Source organism: Streptomyces sp. NPDC019890 (assembly GCF_044903445.1).
GTDB lineage: Bacteria > Actinomycetota > Actinomycetes > Streptomycetales > Streptomycetaceae > Streptomyces.
In genome coordinates this window covers 439,947-458,976 of record NZ_JBJDQK010000003.1, presented here as the reverse complement: position 1 = coordinate 458,976, position 19,030 = coordinate 439,947, and the positions used below count along the sequence as shown (strand labels likewise).

General features: G+C 71.6%; 17 protein-coding genes. 5 read left to right on the top strand and 12 right to left on the bottom strand.

Annotated features, from left to right (window positions below):
• The first annotated feature begins 27 nt into the window (after positions 1-27).
• Together ACI2LP_RS10460 and ACI2LP_RS10455 are read left to right on the top strand one after the other, a co-directional pair.
• Positions 28-1,257, top strand: coding sequence for a hypothetical protein (locus tag ACI2LP_RS10460; protein ID WP_404724106.1), 1,230 nt, complete (start codon positions 28-30; stop codon positions 1,255-1,257).
• A 42-nt stretch (positions 1,258-1,299) separates the two neighbouring features.
• Complete coding sequence (locus ACI2LP_RS10455; RefSeq protein ID WP_404724105.1) at positions 1,300-2,376, top strand: mandelate racemase/muconate lactonizing enzyme family protein; 1,077 nt, start codon at positions 1,300-1,302, stop codon at positions 2,374-2,376.
• A 324-nt stretch (positions 2,377-2,700) separates the two neighbouring features.
• Here the strand turns inward: ACI2LP_RS10455 and ACI2LP_RS10450 are convergent, their stop codons facing one another.
• Positions 2,701-3,432: a TetR/AcrR family transcriptional regulator gene (locus ACI2LP_RS10450; protein WP_404724104.1), complete on the bottom strand. Its 732-nt coding sequence runs from the start codon at positions 3,430-3,432 to the stop codon at positions 2,701-2,703.
• A gap of 50 nt (positions 3,433-3,482) precedes the next feature.
• Positions 3,483-4,418: a diiron oxygenase gene (locus ACI2LP_RS10445; RefSeq protein ID WP_404724103.1), complete on the bottom strand. Its 936-nt coding sequence runs from the start codon at positions 4,416-4,418 to the stop codon at positions 3,483-3,485.
• Between the two features lie 165 nt (positions 4,419-4,583).
• Between ACI2LP_RS10445 and ACI2LP_RS10440 the strand changes: the two genes are divergently transcribed.
• Complete coding sequence (locus ACI2LP_RS10440; RefSeq protein ID WP_404724102.1) at positions 4,584-5,705, top strand: ferritin-like domain-containing protein; 1,122 nt, start codon at positions 4,584-4,586, stop codon at positions 5,703-5,705.
• 159 nt (positions 5,706-5,864) lie between these two features.
• Here ACI2LP_RS10440 and ACI2LP_RS10435 read toward each other — a convergent pair whose 3' ends face one another.
• The 8 genes from ACI2LP_RS10435 to ACI2LP_RS10400 form a co-directional block, all read right to left on the bottom strand.
• Positions 5,865-6,317, bottom strand: coding sequence for a DUF3291 domain-containing protein (locus ACI2LP_RS10435; protein WP_404724101.1), 453 nt, complete (start codon positions 6,315-6,317; stop codon positions 5,865-5,867).
• The gene (locus ACI2LP_RS10430; protein WP_404724100.1) at positions 6,314-7,393 is read right to left on the bottom strand and encodes an amidase; all 1,080 of its coding nucleotides are present in this window, start codon (positions 7,391-7,393) and stop codon (positions 6,314-6,316) included. Before ACI2LP_RS10430 ends, ACI2LP_RS10435 begins: the two co-directional genes overlap by 4 nt.
• A gap of 19 nt (positions 7,394-7,412) precedes the next feature.
• Positions 7,413-8,885, bottom strand: a complete 1,473-nt coding sequence (locus ACI2LP_RS10425) for a penicillin-binding transpeptidase domain-containing protein (RefSeq protein WP_404724099.1) — start codon at positions 8,883-8,885, stop codon at positions 7,413-7,415.
• Complete coding sequence (locus ACI2LP_RS10420) at positions 8,882-10,267, bottom strand: FtsW/RodA/SpoVE family cell cycle protein (protein WP_404724098.1); 1,386 nt, start codon at positions 10,265-10,267, stop codon at positions 8,882-8,884. Before ACI2LP_RS10420 ends, ACI2LP_RS10425 begins: the two co-directional genes overlap by 4 nt.
• A gap of 63 nt (positions 10,268-10,330) precedes the next feature.
• Positions 10,331-11,617 (bottom strand): histidine kinase dimerization/phospho-acceptor domain-containing protein, encoded by a 1,287-nt coding sequence (locus ACI2LP_RS10415; RefSeq protein WP_404724097.1) that lies wholly within the window; start codon positions 11,615-11,617, stop codon positions 10,331-10,333.
• Positions 11,614-12,339 (bottom strand): hypothetical protein, encoded by a 726-nt coding sequence (locus tag ACI2LP_RS10410; protein WP_404724096.1) that lies wholly within the window; start codon positions 12,337-12,339, stop codon positions 11,614-11,616. The genes ACI2LP_RS10415 and ACI2LP_RS10410 overlap by 4 nt, the downstream gene beginning before the upstream one ends.
• A 217-nt stretch (positions 12,340-12,556) precedes the next feature.
• The gene (locus ACI2LP_RS10405) at positions 12,557-12,859 is read right to left on the bottom strand and encodes a zinc-ribbon domain-containing protein (protein WP_404724095.1); all 303 of its coding nucleotides are present in this window, start codon (positions 12,857-12,859) and stop codon (positions 12,557-12,559) included.
• The gene (locus ACI2LP_RS10400) at positions 12,856-14,949 is read right to left on the bottom strand and encodes a PBS lyase (protein ID WP_404724094.1); all 2,094 of its coding nucleotides are present in this window, start codon (positions 14,947-14,949) and stop codon (positions 12,856-12,858) included. Before ACI2LP_RS10400 ends, ACI2LP_RS10405 begins: the two co-directional genes overlap by 4 nt.
• 114 nt (positions 14,950-15,063) lie before the next feature.
• Here ACI2LP_RS10400 and ACI2LP_RS10395 point away from each other — a divergent pair, with 114 nt between their 5' ends.
• Positions 15,064-15,888, top strand: coding sequence for a nuclease-related domain-containing protein (locus ACI2LP_RS10395; protein WP_404724093.1), 825 nt, complete (start codon positions 15,064-15,066; stop codon positions 15,886-15,888).
• A gap of 114 nt (positions 15,889-16,002) precedes the next feature.
• On the opposite strand, the gene ACI2LP_RS10390 is transcribed toward ACI2LP_RS10395, so the two are convergent.
• The gene (locus ACI2LP_RS10390; RefSeq protein WP_404724092.1) at positions 16,003-16,920 is read right to left on the bottom strand and encodes an RNA ligase family protein; all 918 of its coding nucleotides are present in this window, start codon (positions 16,918-16,920) and stop codon (positions 16,003-16,005) included.
• Between the two features lie 16 nt (positions 16,921-16,936).
• A complete protein-coding gene (ligD, locus tag ACI2LP_RS10385; protein ID WP_404724091.1) occupies positions 16,937-17,821 on the bottom strand; it encodes a non-homologous end-joining DNA ligase in 885 nt (294 codons plus the stop codon).
• Positions 17,822-17,879: 58 nt separating this feature from the next.
• Between ligD and ACI2LP_RS10380 the strand changes: the two genes are divergently transcribed.
• Positions 17,880-18,908 (top strand): Ku protein, encoded by a 1,029-nt coding sequence (locus ACI2LP_RS10380; protein ID WP_404724090.1) that lies wholly within the window; start codon positions 17,880-17,882, stop codon positions 18,906-18,908.
• The last annotated feature ends 122 nt before the right edge of the window (positions 18,909-19,030 follow it).

Below are 19,030 nucleotides of genomic sequence, written 5' to 3'. Positions count from 1 at the left end.
CCACTCCAGAAGAACGGAGACCGGCCGATGTCTCTCACGGTCGGCGTTGTCGGTCCCGATGACCTCGTGCACAAGGTGGTCGCCGTCGGCGGCTCGTCCGGGGCGGACCGGCTTGTGCCTCTCCCGTACCGCCACGAGAACGAGACCCTCGACGTGGTCGGCAGGGCACAGGCCGAGGTGGACGCGCTGCTCTTCACCGGCGTCGTGCCACACACGCTCGCCACGGCCGCCGGCCTGCTCGACCGCCCCGCCATGTACGTCCCGTACAGCGGTGCGACCCTGCTGCGCGCCCTGGTCGAACTGCTCCGCCTCGGCCATGACGTCTCCCGCATCTCCATCGACACGCTGCGCCGCAGCGAGGTCATGGAGACACTCACCGAGGCCAAACTGCCGACCGAGCATGTGCATGTACTGCCGTACCGGCCGGGGCTGACCTCGCAGGACCTTGCCGAGTTCCATCTGGCCGCGCGGGACAGGAAGCAGACGAGGGTCGCCCTGACCTGCCTGGGCTCGGCGTTCCATCTGCTGGACCACGAGATGCACGCGGTACGGCTCGCCCCGTCCCGGCACTCCATACGCGCCACGCTCCAGGCCCTCGTGCTGGCCACGGCGGGAGCGCACAGCGGGGACGCCCAGGTTGCCCTCGGCATCATCGACCTCCCGGCGGCCGACCTCGAACTGGCGGCCGACCTGCGGGTGCTGGGCGGCAGTCTCGCCGATCTGCCGGACGGGCAGCGGCTGGTCGTCACCACCCGCGGTGTCCTGGAGAAGGTCAGCGAGCAGTTCACCCGGCTGCCCTTCCTCGACGACCTGGCCGCGCGGCACGGCGCCGCTCATGTGGGCTTCGGCCTCGGCCGCACCGCCGCGGAGGCCGAGTCGCTGGCCAGGCGCGCGGTCAACCGGGCCCGTTCGGTGGGCGCGGTCGCCGGAGTGGTGTCGATGACCGACGACGTCGACATCGTCATAGACGCGGAACGGACCGCGGGCGCGCTGTCCTCCGCGGGACCGGAGAGCAGCGTCACCCTCGCCCGGCGCGTCGGACTGAACCCCAGGACGCTGGACCGGCTGCGCGAACTGGCCGCGGAGGAAGCGGACGGCATCACCGCGCACCGCGTCGCGGAACACCTCGCCGTCCAGCAGCGCACCGCACGCCGCATCCTCAAGCGTCTGGAGCGTGCGGGCGTGGCCGTGCCGACCGGGAGCCGACAGGAGGGCCGCACGGGGCGGCCCCCGATCGTCTACCGCGTACGCCTCTGAGCCCGCCCTTACGGTCCGGGCCGTAACTCGAAGGAGCCGTGCTTGAAGATCGCCTCGGTCCACACCCGCGTCGTCAGGGCCCCGTACCGGCGCCCCTTCGTCATCAGCAGCGGAACCAGCCCCGAACTGATCAGCCTGGTCGTCGAAGTGCGCACGGCGGAGGGCGAATCCGGCTTCGGCGAGGCCTCGCCGATGACCGCTTACACCGGCGAGACCCTCGCCGGTCTCGAGTCGGCGCTGACCGAGCACGCCGCCCCCGCGCTCATCGGCCGCGACCCGCGCGACCTGGCGGGAGCGCACGCCGCCATGGACGCCGCGATCCGCGGCCAGCATCTCGCCAAAGCGGCGCTGGACATCGCACTGCACGACCTGGCGGCGCGGGCCGCGGGCTGGCCCGTGCACCTGCTGCTCGGCGGCTGCGTCCGCCCGCGGGTCCCCACCACGTGGGTGGTCGGCCTCGGGACGGTCGAGGAGATGGTGGCGGAGGCGACCGCGTACGCCGGGAAGGGCTTCACCCACATCAAGGTCAAGGGCGGCGAGGACCCGGAGTTGGATGTGCGGCTTGTGCGTGCCGTACGGGACGCCGTGCCGGACGGCGTCGAGCTGTGTCTCGACGCGAACGAGGGCTACGACCCCGGGACCGCGGGCCGGACCGTCGCGAGGCTGGCCGACGTGGGGCTCGATCTGGTCGAACAGCCGGTGCCGCGCTGGGACTTGAGGGGCCTTGCGGCGCTGCGCAGCAGTGGGGGCGTGCGGGTGATGGCCGACGAGAGCATGCAGTCGCTGCACGACGCCATGGAGATCGTCCGCCGCGGCGCGGCCGACGTCCTCAACATCAAGATCCTCAAGGTGGGCGGGCTGCACCGGGCGCGCCAGATCGCCGGGCTCGCGGAGTCCGCGGGCCTGTCCGTGAAGCTCGGCACCATGCCGGAACTGGGTGTCGCCACACTGGCCGCGGCCCATCTGGCGGCCACGCTGCCGCATGCGACGGTGCCGGCGGACCTGGTGGGCCCGCTGCTGGTGGACGCGGAACCTCTGGCTCCTGCGGCGTTTGCGGGGGTGGGGGACAGGGGGTGGGTGGACGTCCCGGTGGGGCCGGGCCTGGGCCACGACCTGTAACGCCTGCGGCGGGCTTGTTCCCCGACCCGCCCTCCCCCAGAGCTTCGCCTGGGAGGTACCCCCATCCCGAACCGGGGCTCCGCCCCGAACCCCGCGCCTCAATCGCCGGCGGGGGGGGGTTTTGGGGGGCGGCCCCCCCAAAAAGCCCCCGCGGCCGCCACCCCGGCCCCCCGCGCGCGACACCCGCCGGCCCGCGCGGGGGGCCCCCCCAGCCCTACCGGGGGCTCCGCCCCTACCCCCGCGCCTCAATCGCGGGGGGGGGTGTTTTGTGCGGCCGAGCCGAAAAATCCAGCCCGTCCGGCGACCACCCCGGCCCCGCGGCCGCTACCTCAGGCGCTCCGAGGCGTCGTCCACCACAGGTGCGACCCGCCTCGCCAGTGTCCCCACCGGCCCCGTCGGCGTCTCCAGCGCCACCAGGTCCCGCATCGCCCCCGCCGTCTCCTCGTCCGTCGCCGCCGTCGCCGTGAGCAGCGCGATCAGATGGTCGACCAGCCAGTCGCGCAGTTCCTCCGCCGCTGGCTGCTTCCCCTCGTCCAGCCAGATCAGCGACGCCGCTTCGACCGCCGCGATCCACGTGCGCACCATCATCCGCAGCCGCGGTCCCGGCCGGTCCACGCCGATGTGGACCAGGATCTGTTCGGCCGCGGCCCGCCGCACCTCGTCCACGATCGCGGTCGTACGGGAGGTCTCGGCGACGCTCCCGCCCCGCAGCAGCGCGCTGAACCCGGCGTCGTGCTTGTCGACGAAGCCGAGGTAGCGGTCGAGTACCCGGGAGAGCCGCTCGGTGGGCGGCCCGGCCGGCGGCTCGGTGAAGCACAGTTCCAGCGCGTCGGCGGCGGAGCGGAGCGCCGTCTCGTACAACTGCTGCTTGCCGCCGGGGAAGTAGCGGTAGACGAGGGGCCGGGAGACCCCGGCCGCCTCGGCCACGTCGTCGAGGGAGATCTCGTCCGGCGGCTGGTGCGCGAAGAGCGTGAGCGCCGCGGCGAGGAGCTGCGTACGGCGCTCTTCGACGCTGAGCCGTCGGTACGCACGGGTCGCTGGAGCGGGACTGGTCATGCTCGCAGCGTAACCGCACGGTTCGCCCCGCACCGGGCGAGCGACGAGTATCACGCCAGCAGGCCGGAGCTCCTCCACAGCCTGCGCCCCGGCCCTCGCAGGACCCCGATGTCGTCCAGGAAGTCCGTCAGCCGCTTCGCGCCCGACTGCATCACCTCTCGGCGGTGTCCGCTCGCCTTCACCTGGGCGACCGCCTCGCGCCGGTCGAGCCCGATGTTCGTGTAGACCTGCGGATTCACAAAGCAGATCGAGAAGACCCGCGCCGCCTGTCCGCAGCTGATCCGGGTGAGCTCCTGTTCCCAGCGCGGCGCGGTCACCATCTGGCGGCGCAACTCCTCGCGGGCGTAGCGGACATGGCGCGCCTCCTCCACCACATGGATACGGGTGACTCCGCGCACCAGGGTCTGGACGCGCTCGTCGGGGAAGGCCAGCCGCTGCATCCAGTCGAGGATTTCCTCGCCGAGCAGTGTCGCCGCGAACGAACCCGGCGTGGTCGAGACGGTCTTCAGCACGCGCGCCAGATTGTGGTAGACCCGCGGCACGGGACAGGCGGGCGCCCCGCTCTTCTGGATCATCCTGGCGAACATCATCGAGTGCCGGCACTCGTCAGCGATCTCGGTGAGCGCGTACCGCACATGGCTGCTGGTCACGGACTTGTCGTAGATGTGCCGTACCAGCAGCTGCATCAGGATGATCTCGAACCAGATGCCGAGGGAGGCGAGCGACGCGCCCTCGTGCCTGGCCAGTTCGAAGCGCTGCTCCTCGGACATCTTGTGCCACAGCGGGGTGTCGTAGAGGGACAGCAGCTCCGGCGGCCAGAACCACTTGCCGTCCTCGATGGGGGAGTCCCAGTCGAGATCCTTGTCGGGGTCGAAGGAGTGCTTGGCCGAGGATTCGAGCAGGCGCTGGGCGACCTGTTCCCGGTCCCGGAGCGGGCCGAGTGCGTCGCGCAGCAGCTGCACGTCGCGTTCGCTCACTGTCGTCATGGCTGAGGGCACCTCGCGAGTGGGTTACCTGTGTCGCCACTTATGAGACTGCCTGTCAGCAAGGTCGTCAATCCCTCGCACACGACTTGTTGACTCCGCGTCTACCAACGTGTGAGCCTGCCAATTGTCCTTAGTCGTTGGCGATATGAGGCGAAGGAGCCGTCAGTGTCGACGCACGATCGCTACACGAACGCCCCCGAAAGCTCGCTCTGGCAGATCCCGGCCACCGGCGCCGCCCGGTTCAGCTGGGAGTACGAGGACGGCAGGGACCGGCTCCTCGCCCTGTACCAGAAGGGCAAGGACAAACAGTGGGACGGCGCCAAGCGCATCGACTGGGACCTGGAGGTCGATCCGTACGACCCCCTCGGCACCCCCGACGAGGTGCTCAATCTCTACGGCACCCGCCACTGGGCGAAGATGACCGAGAAGGACAAGGGTGAGCTGCGCAGGCACTACACGTCCTGGCAGTTCAGCCAGTTCCTGCACGGCGAGCAGGGCGCGATGGTGTGCGCGGCGCGGATCGTCGAGTCCGTCCCCGATCTGGACGCGAAGTTCTACTCCGCGACCCAGACCATGGACGAGGCCCGGCACGCCGAGATCTACAGCCGGTTCCTGCACGAGAAGATCGGGATGCTCTACCCGATCAACGACAACCTCCAGGGGCTGCTGGGCGACACCCTGCGCGACTCCCGCTGGGACATGCCCTATCTGGGCATGCAGGTCCTCATCGAGGGGCTCGCGCTGGCCGCGTTCGGCATGATCCGCGACACCACGGACAGGCCGCTGCCCAAGCAGATCCTTGCGTACGTCATGCAGGACGAGGCCCGTCATGTGGCCTTCGGGCGGATGGCGCTGCGCGACTACTACAGACAGCTGACGGACGCCGAGCTGCGCGAACGCGAGGAGTTCGTGATCGAAGGCTGCTACCTGATGCGCGACCGGCTGCGTGGGGTGGAAGTCCTGGAGAACTTCGGTATCCCGCTGAAGGAGGCCGAGGAGATCTCCGAGCAGTCCGAATTCCTCGCGCTGTTCCGGAAGCTGCTCTTCAGCAGAATCGTGCCGTGCGTCAAGGACATCGGACTGTGGGGCGAGCGGCTGCAGAAGGCGTATCTGGACATGGGCGTCTTCGAGATGGGCGACGCCAACCTCGACCTCCTGATGTCCCAGGACGAGGAGATCGCCGAGGAGCTCGACCGCGAACGCTTCGCGGCGGAGGAGGAGGAGCGGGTGGCGGAGGTCGAGGAGGCGATCGCGGCGGGTGCGGAGGATGCTCAGGCGGCCGGCTGACGCGTGAAGCACGCCGGAATGCGGGCCGAGGCTCTTCGAGTGCGCCTCCAGCAGCGTCGAACGATTTCCTGCCGGGCCCCGGCGGCTGCGGACGCCGGGCCCGGACCACGCGCCCCGGGCGGTCCCGACATCGACCTCGGCGCAGTGAACCGGTGCTGATCACTCCGCTCCCGGCGGTGGGAACGACGTCCGCAGTGTGAACGCCCTCCGCGCCGGGCCGTGTTCGCGGATGTGGCGCAGGCGTTCCTCCGCCTCCGCGACCGTCGGGCGGTGGCCCCGCTCCACCCACCACAGCGTCGTCATGACCTCCTCCACCCGCTCGAAGAACTCGTGGCGGCGGCCCAGCAGCTCCCGGTGCAGGCCCTGGTACATGAAGGCCGTCAGCGCATTCGGGTCCCGCCACACCGAGATGTTCACCAGCAGCCAGTCGTCGCCGAAGATCCGCAGATCCGTCGCGTTCCCGCTCTCCTCCTGCATTCGCCAGATGAAACCGTCCGCCGCGTCGGCGACCGCGTTCACCGGGTCCAGGCCGTCAACGAAGGGCTTCAACTCCGGGGAGTCCAAGGGGAATTTGAGGCGGGCTATGTTCACCTGGGCGAGTTCGTGCGTCATGGGCGCACGATAACCGCGTGCGGCTCTGCTGCCACCGCCATTTCGAGGAGCGAGACGTCCGAGCCGCGCGGCGTCACCAGTTGCAGGCCGACCGGGCAGCCGTCGCTCGTGAAGCCCGCCGGGATGCTGGCCGCCGGGTGGCCGCTCAGGTTGAAGGCCCAGGTCAGAGCCGTGGAGTAGAGCTTGCCCGGGCCGTCGTGGCCGTGCGGGCGATTCGGGGTCGAAGGTGTCAGCAGCAGCTCCACGTCCGCGAAGAGAGCGTCCAGACGGCGGTCGTTCTCCGCGCGCACCGCCGCTCCTGCCGACGGGTTCCCACGGCGCACGGACTGCCAGGCCTCGGCCGGATCGAGCAGGGCGAGCGGGCGCCCGTCGAGGCGCACCACTCCCGCCGAGACCAGTCGTTCCGCCGCCGCCTGCGCGACCGACTCCACCTCCGGGTCCGTCCGCGCGAAGCCCAGGTCGGGCGACCAGCGCGCCCGTACGGGGTACTCCACGCGCACCGGCGCGTACCCGTCCAGTACGCAGCCCAGATACGGCCGCGCGTCCGCCGCCGAGGGCGTCAGCACGCCCGCCGACGCCAGGCGCGTCCGGTCCGGCGACGGCAGCAGTCCGTTCGTCGTCTTCAGGCCGAACACGCCGCACCACGCCGCCGGGATCCGTACCGAGCCCGCCCCGTCGCTCCCCGTGGCCAGCGGCACCATCCCTGTTGCGACAGCCACCGCCGAACCCGCCGACGAACCGCCCGGTGTGCGGTCCGCGCGCCAGGGGTTGAGCGTGCGGCCGTGGGTGCCGAGACCCCAGGTCTGCCAGTACGTGCCCGGGCCCGGCACCGAGGTCGCGCCGACCGGCACCGCGCCCGCCGCGATCAGCCGCCGGGCCGCGTACGAATGGATGCCGACGGGTCCTTTGACCGCGAACGGCAGTCCAGCGAGGGGGAGTTCGCGGTCGGGTGGGCCGGTCTGCGCCGCCTCGGGCCACACCTCGATGAACGCGCACAGGGACGGGTCGAGCTCCGCGATCCGGTCCAGGGCTTCCTCGACCCTCAGACCGGCATCCCTCAAACGGTCAGTGGTCACGGGGTCAGTGCTCGCGCGGTCAGTGCTCACGCAACCAGTCTCCCAGCGCCGCCTCCATCACCGCCCGCGCGATCGGCGCCGCGCTCCCCCCGCCGCTGATCTCGTCGCGCTCGAACGACGCCTCCTCGACGACCACAGCGACCGCCACCGCCGGCCGGCTCGCGCCCCGTACCTGCGCCCAGGAGATGAACCAGGCGTACGGCGTACCGGCGTTGCCCAGCCCGTGCTGTGCCGTGCCGGTCTTGCCGCCGACCGTCGCCCCCTCGATCGCCGCGTTCTCGCCCGTACCCTCCTCGACCGCCTTGATCATCAGCCGCTGGAGCTGCTGCGCCGTCCCGGGCTTCATCGCCTGCCGATACCGCCTCGGGCTGTTCTGCGCCACGATGTCGCCGTTCGACCTGGTCACCTTCTCCACCAGATAGGGGTATCTGATCTCCCCGCCGTTGGCGACCGCGGCCGACACCATCGCCATCTGCAGCGGCGTCGCCGTGGTGTCGAACTGCCCGATCGAGGAGAGCGCCAGCTGATCGACGGTCATATTGCGGTCGAAGTTGGACGGTGCGACGCCCGAAGGAATCCTCAGCCGACGGTCGTTGAAGCCGAACCTGTCCACCGTGTCCAGCATCGAGGCCAGCCCGACCTTCACCCCGATGTGTGCCATCACCGTGTTGCACGACCACTGGATGGCGTATGCGAGCGAGGCGTCGTCGCAGCCGTCCGAGGCGTTCGGCAGCGTGGTGCTCGTGCCCGGCAGGACATACGGATCGGGCGCGCCGCTCGGCGCGTCGACATCGGTGACCACGCCCGAGTCCAGCGCCGCCGCCGCCGTCACGATCTTGAAGGCCGAGCCGGGCGGATACGTCTGCCGGATGGCCCTGTTGAGCATCGGCTGCCTGTCCGAGGCGTTGAGCCTCGCCCACGCGTTCTTGACCTGCGCCCCGGTGCCGGAGAGCGCTCCGGGATCGTACGAAGGGCTGCTCACCAGCGCCAGGATCCGCCCGGTCGACGGCTCGACGGCGGCGACCGCGCCCCGTCGGCCGCCGAGTCCCTCGTACGCCGCCCGCTGCATCGACGGCTTGATGGTGGTGAGGACATTGCCGCCGGGCGGCCGGCCGCGGCTGACGTCGTTCCAGAAGGGCAGCCGCGAGAGCAGCGTGTCCGTGCCGGAAAGGACGCCGTCCTCGGCGTTCTCGATCAGGCTGGTGCCGTACGTCTGCGAGGCATACCCGGTCACCGGCGCGTACATCGGGCCGTCGGCGTAGGTGCGTTCGTAGCGCAGCTGCTGGCCGGTGTCCTTGGAGCCGGTGACGGGCTGTCCGCCGACCAGGATGTCGCCGCGCGGCGCGTGGTAACGGGCAATGGCCACCCGGCGGTTGGCCGGGTTCTTGTCGAGCGAGGTGGCCTCGAAGATCTGCACGCGTGCGGCGTTGACGAGCAGGGCGACAAGGAGCAGCAGACACAGGACGGCCGCGCGCCGGATGTAGCGGATCACCGTTCGCTCTCCAGCACCGGGGCGACGACCCCTGTCTCGACGGTGTCGGGGTGCGGCGCGCGGGCCGAGTCGCTGACCCTGATCAGCAGCGCCACGATGATCCAGTTGGTGACGACGGACGAACCGCCCTGGGCCAGGAAGGGCATCGCCATACCGGTGAGCGGGATCAGGCCCATCACGCCGCCCGCGATGACGAAGACCTGGAGGGCGATGATCGAGGCGAGTCCGGTGGTGAGCAGCCGTCCGAAGGGATCGCGCAGGGCGAGTCCGGTGCGGTAGCCGCGGGCCACCAACAGCGCATACAGCAGGAAGATCCCGGTCAGGCCGACCAGGCCGAGTTCCTCGCCCGCGGTGGCCAGGATGAAGTCGGACTTGGCGGCGAAGCCGATGAGGATGGAGTGCCCGAGGCCGAGGCCCGCGCCCAGCATCCCGCCGGCGGCGAACGCGAACAGCGACTGGGCGAGCTGGCTGGGCCCCTGGCCGGCGTCGATGGTGGCGAAGGGGTTGAGCCAGTCCTGCACCCTGCTGTGGACGTGCGGTTCGAGGGCGCCGACGGCGAACGCACCGGCTCCGGCGAGCAGCAGACCCACCGCGATCCAGCCGGTCCGGCCCGTCGCGACGTACAGCGTGATCACAAAGAGTCCGAAGAAGAGCAGCGAGGTGCCGAGGTCGCGCTCGAGCACCAGCACGATCACGCTGAGCAGCCAGATGGCGACGATGGGGCCCAGCACCCGGCCGGTGGGGAGCTGGAGCAGCCGCCAGATCCGCCGACCGGTGTAGGCGAGCGCGTTGCCGTTGGCGGAGAGATACGCGGCGAAGAAGACGGCGAGCAGGATCTTGGCGAACTCGCCGGGCTGGAAGGAGAATGCGCCGATCCGGATCCAGATCTTGGCACCGTTCACGGCGGGGAAGGCGATCGGCACGACCATCAGGACGAGGGCCGCGGCCATCGAGAGATACGCGTACCGCTGGAGGATCCGGTGGTCGCGCAGGAAGACGACGGCGGCGATGAACAGCGCGACGCCGATGGTGGACCAGATCAGCTGGGTGGGTGCGGCCTCGTGGTGCGGTGTCGCCAGGTCGAGGCGGTAGATGAGCACCAGGCCGATGCCGTTGAGGAGTACGGCGATGGGGAGCAGCAGCGGATCGGCGCAGGGGGCGCAGAAGCGTACGGCGAGATGGGCGAGGAGGGCCAGCACGCCGAGGCCGGCGCCGTAGCGGGCGGCGTCCGGCGGAACCGCGTTGTTCATCGTCAGGCCCACGTCGACATAGCCGTAGACGGAGATGAGGACGGCGCAGACCAGGAGCGAGAGCTCGACGCCCCGCCGCTTGGCCAGGCGTAGTTCGGGCGGGGGAGCGTCCACCGCTGTCGTTGCGGTCATGCCACGCAACGTAGCCGCGGCTCCGCCCCGGACCCCGGTCCAAAGGAGCCGGACGGGCTGAATTCAGCCCGTCCGGCCCCCTTCCGCCGCATCGTCGTCAAGGAAACCCACGTACTCGGGCAGCGTCAGCCGGGCCACCGCGCCGCCCTCGTCCGCGTTCAGGAAGCGCAGCTGAGCGCCGATCACCGCCGACTGCCCGACCGCGATGGTCAGCCCGAGGCCGTGCCCCTTGCTGCCGCCGTCCGTGCGGAAGCGCTGCGGCCCGTGCGTCGGCAGATACTCCGGATAGCCCGGGCCGTGATCGGTGACCGTCACCACCGCGCCGTCCACCGTGAGCACCACCGGCGGCCTCCCGTGCCTGTGCGCGTTGGCGACGAGGTTGCCGAGCACCCGCTCCAGGCGGCGCCTGTCGGTCTCGACGGTGGCATCCCGTACGACCCGTATCTCCGTGTCGGTCGCGGAGGCCAGCACCACCCGCTCGGCCAGCTGCGCCAGCTCGTGCACAGCCAGGTCCACCCTCTCGCTGCCCGCGTCCAGCCGGGAGATCTCCAGCAGATCCTCGGTCAGCGAGCGCATGGCCCGCACCCGGTCGCGCACCAGCTCGGCCGGACGCCCCTCGGGCAACAGCTCGGCAGCGGCGGTCAGCCCGGTCAGCGGGGTACGCAACTCGTGTGCCACGTCGGCCGTGAAGCGCTGCTCGCTCAGCAGCTTGCCCTGCAGGGACGAGGCCATCGTGTCCAGGGCGCCGGAGACCGTCGCCACCTCGTCCTGGGGGCGCGAAGGATTCCTGGTACGCGGGTCGTTGACGCGTGCGTCCAGATCGCCCGCGCTGATCCGCCGTGCCACCTGCGCGGTCAGATGGAGCCGGCGCGTGACCCTGGTGACCGCGAACGCGCCCACCAGCAGGGTCGCCCCGATGGCGAGCACCGAGGAGCCGACGATGGCCCGGTCGAGGCCGTTGATCGTGTTCGCGCTGGTGGTGTAGTCGACGCGGACGGCGATCGCCCGGCCGTCGGCGGGACCGGCCGCCCACATGACGGGGCGGCCGTGGAAGGTGTCCACCATCGTGCCGCGCCGTCCGCGGACGGCGAGTTCGCGCAGCGAGTCGGGCAGGCCCGGCGGGTCTATGCCGCCGTATCGCGGCACCGGCTCGCCCGACTCGTACTCCCGGGTGACCTCGACCAGCCGGCCCAGCGCCTTCTCGCGCGACTGGTCCACCGTCTGCTTGGTGACCGCGGCGTGCACCAGGGCGCCGAGCAGCGCGGCGAGGGCGCAGCACATCACCGTGATGAAGACCGCGGCCTTCCAGGTGAGGGTCGCGGTCCAGCGGGGCAGCCGAAGCCGCCTCACTGTGCGGCCGCCGAGGGCTTGGGCCTGGGCTCGGGGGAGCGGGACGACTTGACCCGGACGATCTCGTCGCGTGTGGGCAGCATCGCGCGCTGATGCCCGTCCCAGGACCAGGCAGTGCGGTACTCGTATCCGGGAATGCCCGCCGAGACCGACCGAAGGATCACGTCCCGGCCCGCCAGATCGACGCTGACGAGCTGGTCGGCCGTGGACATGATCCGGGTGAGGCCGTTCCTGCCGGGCATGTAGCAGCGCACCGCCGTCTGCTGCTCGGGCATCCTGATGCCGACGATCAGCTCGTCCCGGCCGTCGCCGGTCAGATCGCGGTGGTACGGCTTGAGCACCGGGCAGGACTTCGGCTTCTGTCCGCATGCGCCGATCTGCTTGACGGTCTCCTGGTAGAGCCCGTCGATGCCGGTGAACGAATCGGGGTGCGCCTTGGCGTCGGCCTGGACGACGTCGACGGGGTCGAGGGCGCGGACATCGCCGCCCGGCAGCTTGATGCCGGGCACGAGCTGGGTGTCCGACTCGCCGTAGTCGTACGGCGGCGCGGTGACGGGCGGCAGATCGGGCCACAGATGGACGGGGCCTACGGCCGTGGGGGTCTCGCCCGCGCTCTTGATCCGTCCCTCGTCGCCGCAGCCGGACAGCAGTCCGGACAGCGCTACGGCTGCGGACGCCGTCAGCAGGACGGCGTACCGCAGGCGGTGCGGGCTCGGGCTCAAGGTTCTCCTCGCCGGGCGGGCACCCGGGGCGCTGCGCTCCTTCACCGGGCCGGGCGAAGGAGATGGTGTGGTCGGTGCGGCGGCAGTCTTGCCGGGGGCGCCGCAGGTGATCAGGCGGAGACGGTCGTGGAGCCGCCCGGCCGGCCTCGATTGTGTCATCGACCTGCACGTTCGCGATGGCGCCGGGTGCCCGGCCGCGGCCCCCGGCCCGTGTCCGTCAGTGCTGGTACGGCTGTCCGCCGGGCTGCTGCTGCGGCTGCCCGTACGGCTGACCGCCGGGCCCGCCCGCGGCCTGCATCTGCAGCTGCTCCCCCTGCTCCTTGCTGATCTGCTGCTCCATGCCGCAGAACGTGCACTGCGTGGCGTACTTCGTCGAGAACGGGAACAGCGGCACAAAGAACAGCGTGAACTTGGTCACGCGCTTCCTGAGCGTGTGTGCGGAAGGATTGCCGCAGTGCCCGCACACCAGCGTCAGTATCGCCAGCTGGTAGAGATAGCCCCTGGTGCCAAAGATGATCATGCTGGTGGTCTCTCCCTCGTCAGTGCTCGCCGGCACAGAGCCAGCAACTTCTCGTCCGTAAAGATGTCATGGCTCCCGTAGCCGCCGTCGATCGCGTTATGACGTCGTACGGATCCGAGCTCCGCGCGCAGAACCGGTTCCGCTCCCTCGGCCGTCAGCTCGACCAGGCACTGGGCGATCGGAACGCGCGTGTACGGCAGCCGTTCCCAGGCCGACAGCAGCACCGGCCACGCCCTGCCCGCGTCGCCCGTCACCCGCCACAGCGCGATCGCCGCGTCCACCCGGGTCCATGGCTCGGCCACCCCCAGCAACTCACCCAGTGCCGGAGCGGCCTCCTCGCCCGCTCGTCCCAGCGCGCCCAGTGCCGTTGCCGCCGAGCGACGGCCGCCGATGTCCGCCCCCGACAACGCCGCGCACAGCACCGGCAGTACGGCCTCGGCGTCGCCCTCTATGGCCCACAGCGCCCCCGCCGTGCGCGCCGCGAGGGACGCCGACAGGCCGGAGCCGACGCCGATGCGGCGCATCAGCGCGCGTAGATCCGGCACAGCCTCGTGCGCCGCGGGGCCGAAGGCGGTGAGCGCCCGCAGCGCCGACTCGGCCACCCACTCCTTGCGGTACTCGGGCGCGCCCCGCAGTACCCGCAGCACCTCCGGCACGGCATCGGCGGCCCGCAGCTCCGCAAGTCCGTACAGCAGCGGCCCGGCCAGGTCGTACAGCCGCTCGTCAAGATCCAGCTCGCCGAGCCGGCGTCGCAGGGCGGGCGCGAGCGGCGCCGCGGCCGGGCCGAGATGGCCGAGCGCGTACCCCAGGTCGCGCGGCGCCTCGGGCAGTTCCAGCGTCCGCGCGAGCACCGGCACGGCCCGCCGGTCGCCCGTCCGGGCCAGTGCCAGGACCGGGCTGCCGAGCGAGGGCGGCCCGTCGTTCCACTGACGCACCCAGGCCCCGGGCTGCGCGGCCACCCGGTCGGCTAGCGCGTCCGCGGCGGGTGCGGCCAGGCCGAACAGCTCCGCCAGCGCGTCGGCGGCCGCGTCGCCCAACCGTTTCTCCGGGTCGGCCAACTGCTCCCCGACCAGGCCGACCAGTTCCTCGTACGCACCGCGCCAGGTCCGCAGCAGCCCGCTGCTCATCCGTACGGCATCGATCCGCTGCCCCCAGTCGGGGCTGCACAACTGGTCGGCGAGGAGCGCTATCCGGTCGTCCACGCGATCGCCGAGACCGGAGTGCAGCGTGCGCAGCAGATCCGCCGTCCAGGGCGCACCGCGGCCCACGGTGTCCTCCTCGTGCGCCTCGCGCAGCCGACCGAGCAGTGTGGGTGTCGACGGTCGTTCGGGCACGGGCTCCACGACCGGGGCGGCCACCGGCTCGGCGCGCAGCTCGCGCAGCAGGCCCGTCACCCCCGGCACCACATCGGCGGGCAGCGCCCCCGGCGCGCAGCGGGCGAGCTGGGCGAGCGCGGCCAGCCGGAGCCCCGCTCCGTACGGCACCCGGGTCAGCCCGGCCAGCCACCCCACCACCTCGGGCGCGAGCTGCCGGTGCCGCAGGGCTATCCGGCCGGCGGCCTCGACGCAGGCGAACCGCACCTCGGCGTCCGGCTCCGCGCCGAGCCGCTCCCGCAGCAGAACGAGCACCAGCTCGGGGTCGTCGTGCAGCGTGGCGAGCGCGAGCGGCGCGGCGAGCCGCACCCCTCGGTCCGCGTCGTCGACCAGCGCGAGGAAGACGTCCGCGCCCGCGGTCACGGCCGACGCGGCCATCGCATAGTTCGCGGCGTACTCGAACTCCTCGTCGTCCGGGTCCAGTTCGTCGTCCCCGTCCAGATCGATGCCGCCGATGCTGGTGAGCAACTCGACGATGCCGCCCCGGTCCTGGACCGCCGGATCGGCCACCAGCTCCAGCAGGAAGGGAATGCAGGCGAGCGTCGAGTCGTACACATCGCCCTGGTGGTGCACCGCGCCGTACATCCCGTCGAGCGCCGTCTCACGCTCGGCGGGGTCCGCGGACGCCAGTCCGTACAACAGGCCCGGCACATCGTCGGCCGCCCCGTAGGCGTGCCCCAGTGATGCCCAGTCGACCTCGTCGATCCCCCCGAACACGCTTGCCCCCTCCCAAGAACTTGCGCTTGGGGAGAGTGTGCACCACGGCTGAGACATCGCGTGGATATTGCCCCGAAGGCCCCCGGGCTGTTCCCATGGTCGGGGGGTGGTGGCATGACGGAACTGCGCGTGACACCCGCACGGGAACAGGGCCGGCAGAGGCTGTACGTCAGCCTTCCGGACGGCCGTCATGTCGCCTGGTACGACCAGGACAGCGGCCGGGTGAGCCTGGTCCTCGAGTCCCACCGGGCCGAGGTGCTGGCGGCGCTCGCGCCGTATCTGACGGGCGATGTCAGCGTCGGCCGGCCGCCCGTGCCCACCTCCGCCGACCTCGCCAGGCTGTCCCTGCACCCGGACGACGACCTGGCTCCCAACCGTCCCGGCGAGGCGCTGCACGCCGCGCTCGACTCCCTCTCGGTGAGTCCCCGTTCCCTCCCCGTGAGCCCCCGGCGCCTGCGGCAGGACCCGCGCCGCGGCGAACTCGCCGCCCAGCAGCTGCTCGGCGACGCGCTCGACCGGCTGGAGGGCGCGGGCTGGCGGATCCTGCACTCGGTGCCGCTGCCCGGCGCCGACCACATCGACCATCTGGCCGTCGGACCGGCCGGGGTGCTCGCCGTGCACACCCTCGCGGCCCGCCGGCTGCGGGTGCGGATCGCCGACCCGATGGTGCGGGTCGGCCGCGGCGCGCCGAGTCCGCTGCTGCGGCTGACCCGCCGCCGGGCCGAGCGCGCAACGCTCGCGCTGGCGACGGCGGTGCGCCCGGTGCTCGCGGTGGTCGGGGCGACGCGGCTGGATCTGCTGCCCGCGCCGCCGGACATACGGATCCTTACGGACGACGAGGTTCCCGCGCTGGCCAGGCTCGGCGGCGTGCTGAAGCCCGCGGACATCGAGGCGCTGTACGCGACGGCCCGGGACCGCCGGACCTGGCGGCGCGTGTAAGGGCCTGTCTCGAGGGCGATCTTCCCCAGACCTCGTCCGGGGGTGCCCCCACCGCCTTGCGATTGCACGCACCAGACGCCGCGGGGCCCGCCCTGCGGGCGGACGGCGCTACTTCTACAACACGCCCTCATCGTGATCCTCGGGGAGGCGCAGCCGGAGCACCGTGGTGACGGTGTGCCGTGTCGTGCCCTGCTCCACCTCGGCCGTCAGCCCCGCCGCCACGGCCTGGTACCCGACCTCGCCCACGCCCACGGCGATCGCCGTCCCGGTCCCGGTGCTCTCCAGGCCCGCGAGCGCGGCCGTCGCCTGTGCCCGCAGCGCAGGCGCCAGCGGGCTGGAGACCAGCGGGGTGTCGTCGTCCGGCAGTACCAGCACCAGCGCGGACGGCCGCACCCGCGGCCCGGTGAAGCCGACCACCGCCGCGTCGCGCGCGGAGGTGTGCCGAAGCTTCAGCCACGCGCGCGTGCCGCTCCGGTACGTCTGGTCCAGCCGTTTGACCACCAGCCCCTCGACACCGATGGCGGGCAGGGTCTCGAACCAGGTGGCCGCCTCGTCCGGGTCCAGCGTCATCGGCACGGGCTGCAGCGGCGGCCCCAGCGGGCCGAGCAGCGCGACCAGCCGTCCGCGCCGTTTCTCGTACGCCAGCCGGCGCAGGTCCTCGCCGCCCTCGGCGAGCACATCGAAGGCGGCGTACGAGGCGGGCAGCCGGCGCGCGAGGGCGGGGGCGCGCCCCGGCGTGGCGGCCGCGCGCCTTTGTACGGCGGCGAAGTCGATGCGGCCCTCCCGCCAGACCACGACCTCGCCGTCGAGCACCGTGCCGTCCGGCAACTGCTCTGCCGCCTCGGCGAGATCGGGGAACGCGTCCGTGATGATCCGTCCCGAGCGGGCCTGCAGCAGCACCTTGCCGCCGAGCCGGAAGACCACCATCCGGTGGCCGTCGAACTTCGGCTCGTACGCCAGACCGCGCCCGCGCGGCAGCACGTTCACCGACTCGGCGAGCGCCACCTTCAGGGGCGGCCGGGGCGCGCTCACGGCAGCGGCCGGGTGCTCATGGCAGCGGCCCGGCCCGGCCGGGATCGAAGAGCGGGCAGAGCAGATCCCCGTACTGCTCGAGCCGTGGCGCGATGTCGTCGATCCGGAAGACGAGGTCCGCCGGCGACCCGGCATCCTCGACCTCCTCCCAGGAGACGGGCGCCGAGACGGTGGGCTCGGTACGGGCGCGCAGCGTGTAGGGGGTCGCGGTCGTCTTCTTGGAGGAGTTCTGGCTGTGGTCGACGAACACCTTGCCGGGCCTCAGGGAGCGTTTCATCCGGTGCAGGATCAGCCCCGGCTCCGCGGCCTCGCCCTCCACGGCCAGGCTCTTCGCGTACGCCGACACCTGCTCGGAAGGGGTGCGCTCCAGCGGCACGAGGATGTGCAGCCCCTTGGAGCCGGAGGTCTTGGCGTACGCGTGCAGCCCGTCGGCCGCCAGCCGCTCGCGCAGCCACAGCGCGACGGCGCAGCACTCCACGACGGTCGCCGGGGCGCCCGGGTCGAGGTCGAAGACCATGCGATCGGCCATGCCCGGCTCGTCCGCCTGCCACTGGGGCGTATGGAACTCCACCACCAGATTCGCCGCCCACATCAGCGAGGCCAGGTTCTCCACGACGACCTGGCGCGCTTGCTTGTCCTCCGAACGCGGCACTTCGACGGTCCTTACCCAGGACGGCGTACCGGGCGGCGGATTCTTGGTGAAGAACACCTCGCCGTCCGGCCCGTCCGGATATCTGAGGAAGGAGAGCGGCCGGTTGCGCAGATGGGGCAGGATCGCCTCGGCCGTGGTGGCGCAGTAGTGCAGGATCTCGCCCTTGGTGGTCCCGGTGGCGGGGTGGATGACCTTCTCCAGGTTGCTGAGCGCCAGCCGCCGCCCCTCCACGTCGGTGATCGGCGTCATACGATGAGAATCCCACGAATCCCAAAATTTCGGATGAATCGGATGAAAGGGATCAAACGTGCGATCCATATGGAACGGCGCGATCTCCTTCGGCCTGGTCAGCATCCCGATCAAGCTGGTGAACGCCACCGAGAACCACTCCATCTCCTTCCGCCAGATCCACACCGCCGACGGCGGCCGGATCCGCTACCGCAAGGTCTGCGAGCTGGAGGAGAAGGAAGTGCCGACCGAGGAGATCGGCAAGGGGTACGAGGCCGCGGACGGGTCGATCATCACGATCTCGGACGAGGACCTGGCGGCGCTGCCCCTCCCGACCGCGAAGACGATCGAGATCGTGGCGTTCGTCCCCGCGACGCGGATCGACCCGCTCCAGATGGACGCGGCGTACTACCTCGCCGCGAACGGCGTCCCGGCCGCCAAGCCGTACACGCTGCTGCGTGAGGCGCTCAAGCGCAGCCAGAAGGTCGCCATCTCCAAGTTCGCCCTGCGCGGCCGGGAGCGGCTTGGCATGCTGCGGGTCGTCGACGACGTGATCGCCATGCACGGGCTGCTGTGGCCGGACGAGATCCGTTCCCCCCAGACCGTGGCCCCGGACACCGAGGTGACGGTGCGGGAGGCCGAACTCGACCTGGCCGACGCCCTGATGGACACGCTGGGTGAGGTCGACCTGGACTCGCTGCACGACGACTACCGGACGGCGGTGGAGGCGATGATCACGGCCAAGGTGGAGGGCGGCGTACTGCCGGAGGTCGAACCGGCGGAGCGCGGTGGGCAGGTCATCGATCTGATGGCGGCGCTGGAGAGCAGTGTGCGGGCGGCGAAGGAGGCACGGGGGGAGGAGGGCGCGGAGGTCGCCGAGGTCACGTCGATCAAGGGGCGCAAGCGGGCGTCGAGTGCGCCGAAGGCGTCGGGCGGGAAGAAGTCGACGACGGGGGCTGCGAAGAAGACGGCGGCGACCAAGTCGACAGCGAGCAAGTCCACGGCGGCGGGGGCGAAGAAGGCGGCCGCGAAGAAGACCGCGGCGAAGAAGACGGCGGCGAAGTCGACAGCCAAGAAGGCGACCCCGAAGAAGCGCGCCTCGGCCTGACCACCGGGCCTCTGCCCCGGGCCCCGGCTCAATCGCCGGAGGGCTCCATCCGTTCGCTGGCGGGGTCTGGGGTGTCCCCAGGTCCGGGTGCGGGACCTGCCTGCAGGTCTGCGCCGCGAAGC

Coding starts and splice junctions, on each gene's coding strand:
- ACI2LP_RS10450 (WP_404724104.1), bottom strand. CDS start 3,432: ATGACCAGTCCCGCTCCAGCGACCCGTGCGTACCGACGGCTCAGCGTC.
- ACI2LP_RS10395 (WP_404724093.1), top strand. CDS start 15,064: ATGACGGAACTGCGCGTGACACCCGCACGGGAACAGGGCCGGCAGAGG.
- ACI2LP_RS10445 (WP_404724103.1), bottom strand. CDS start 4,418: ATGACGACAGTGAGCGAACGCGACGTGCAGCTGCTGCGCGACGCACTC.
- ACI2LP_RS10420 (WP_404724098.1), bottom strand. CDS start 10,267: ATGACCGCAACGACAGCGGTGGACGCTCCCCCGCCCGAACTACGCCTG.
- ligD (WP_404724091.1), bottom strand. CDS start 17,821: ATGACGCCGATCACCGACGTGGAGGGGCGGCGGCTGGCGCTCAGCAAC.
- ACI2LP_RS10405 (WP_404724095.1), bottom strand. CDS start 12,859: ATGATCATCTTTGGCACCAGGGGCTATCTCTACCAGCTGGCGATACTG.
- ACI2LP_RS10460 (WP_404724106.1), top strand. CDS start 28: ATGTCTCTCACGGTCGGCGTTGTCGGTCCCGATGACCTCGTGCACAAG.
- ACI2LP_RS10435 (WP_404724101.1), bottom strand. CDS start 6,317: ATGACGCACGAACTCGCCCAGGTGAACATAGCCCGCCTCAAATTCCCC.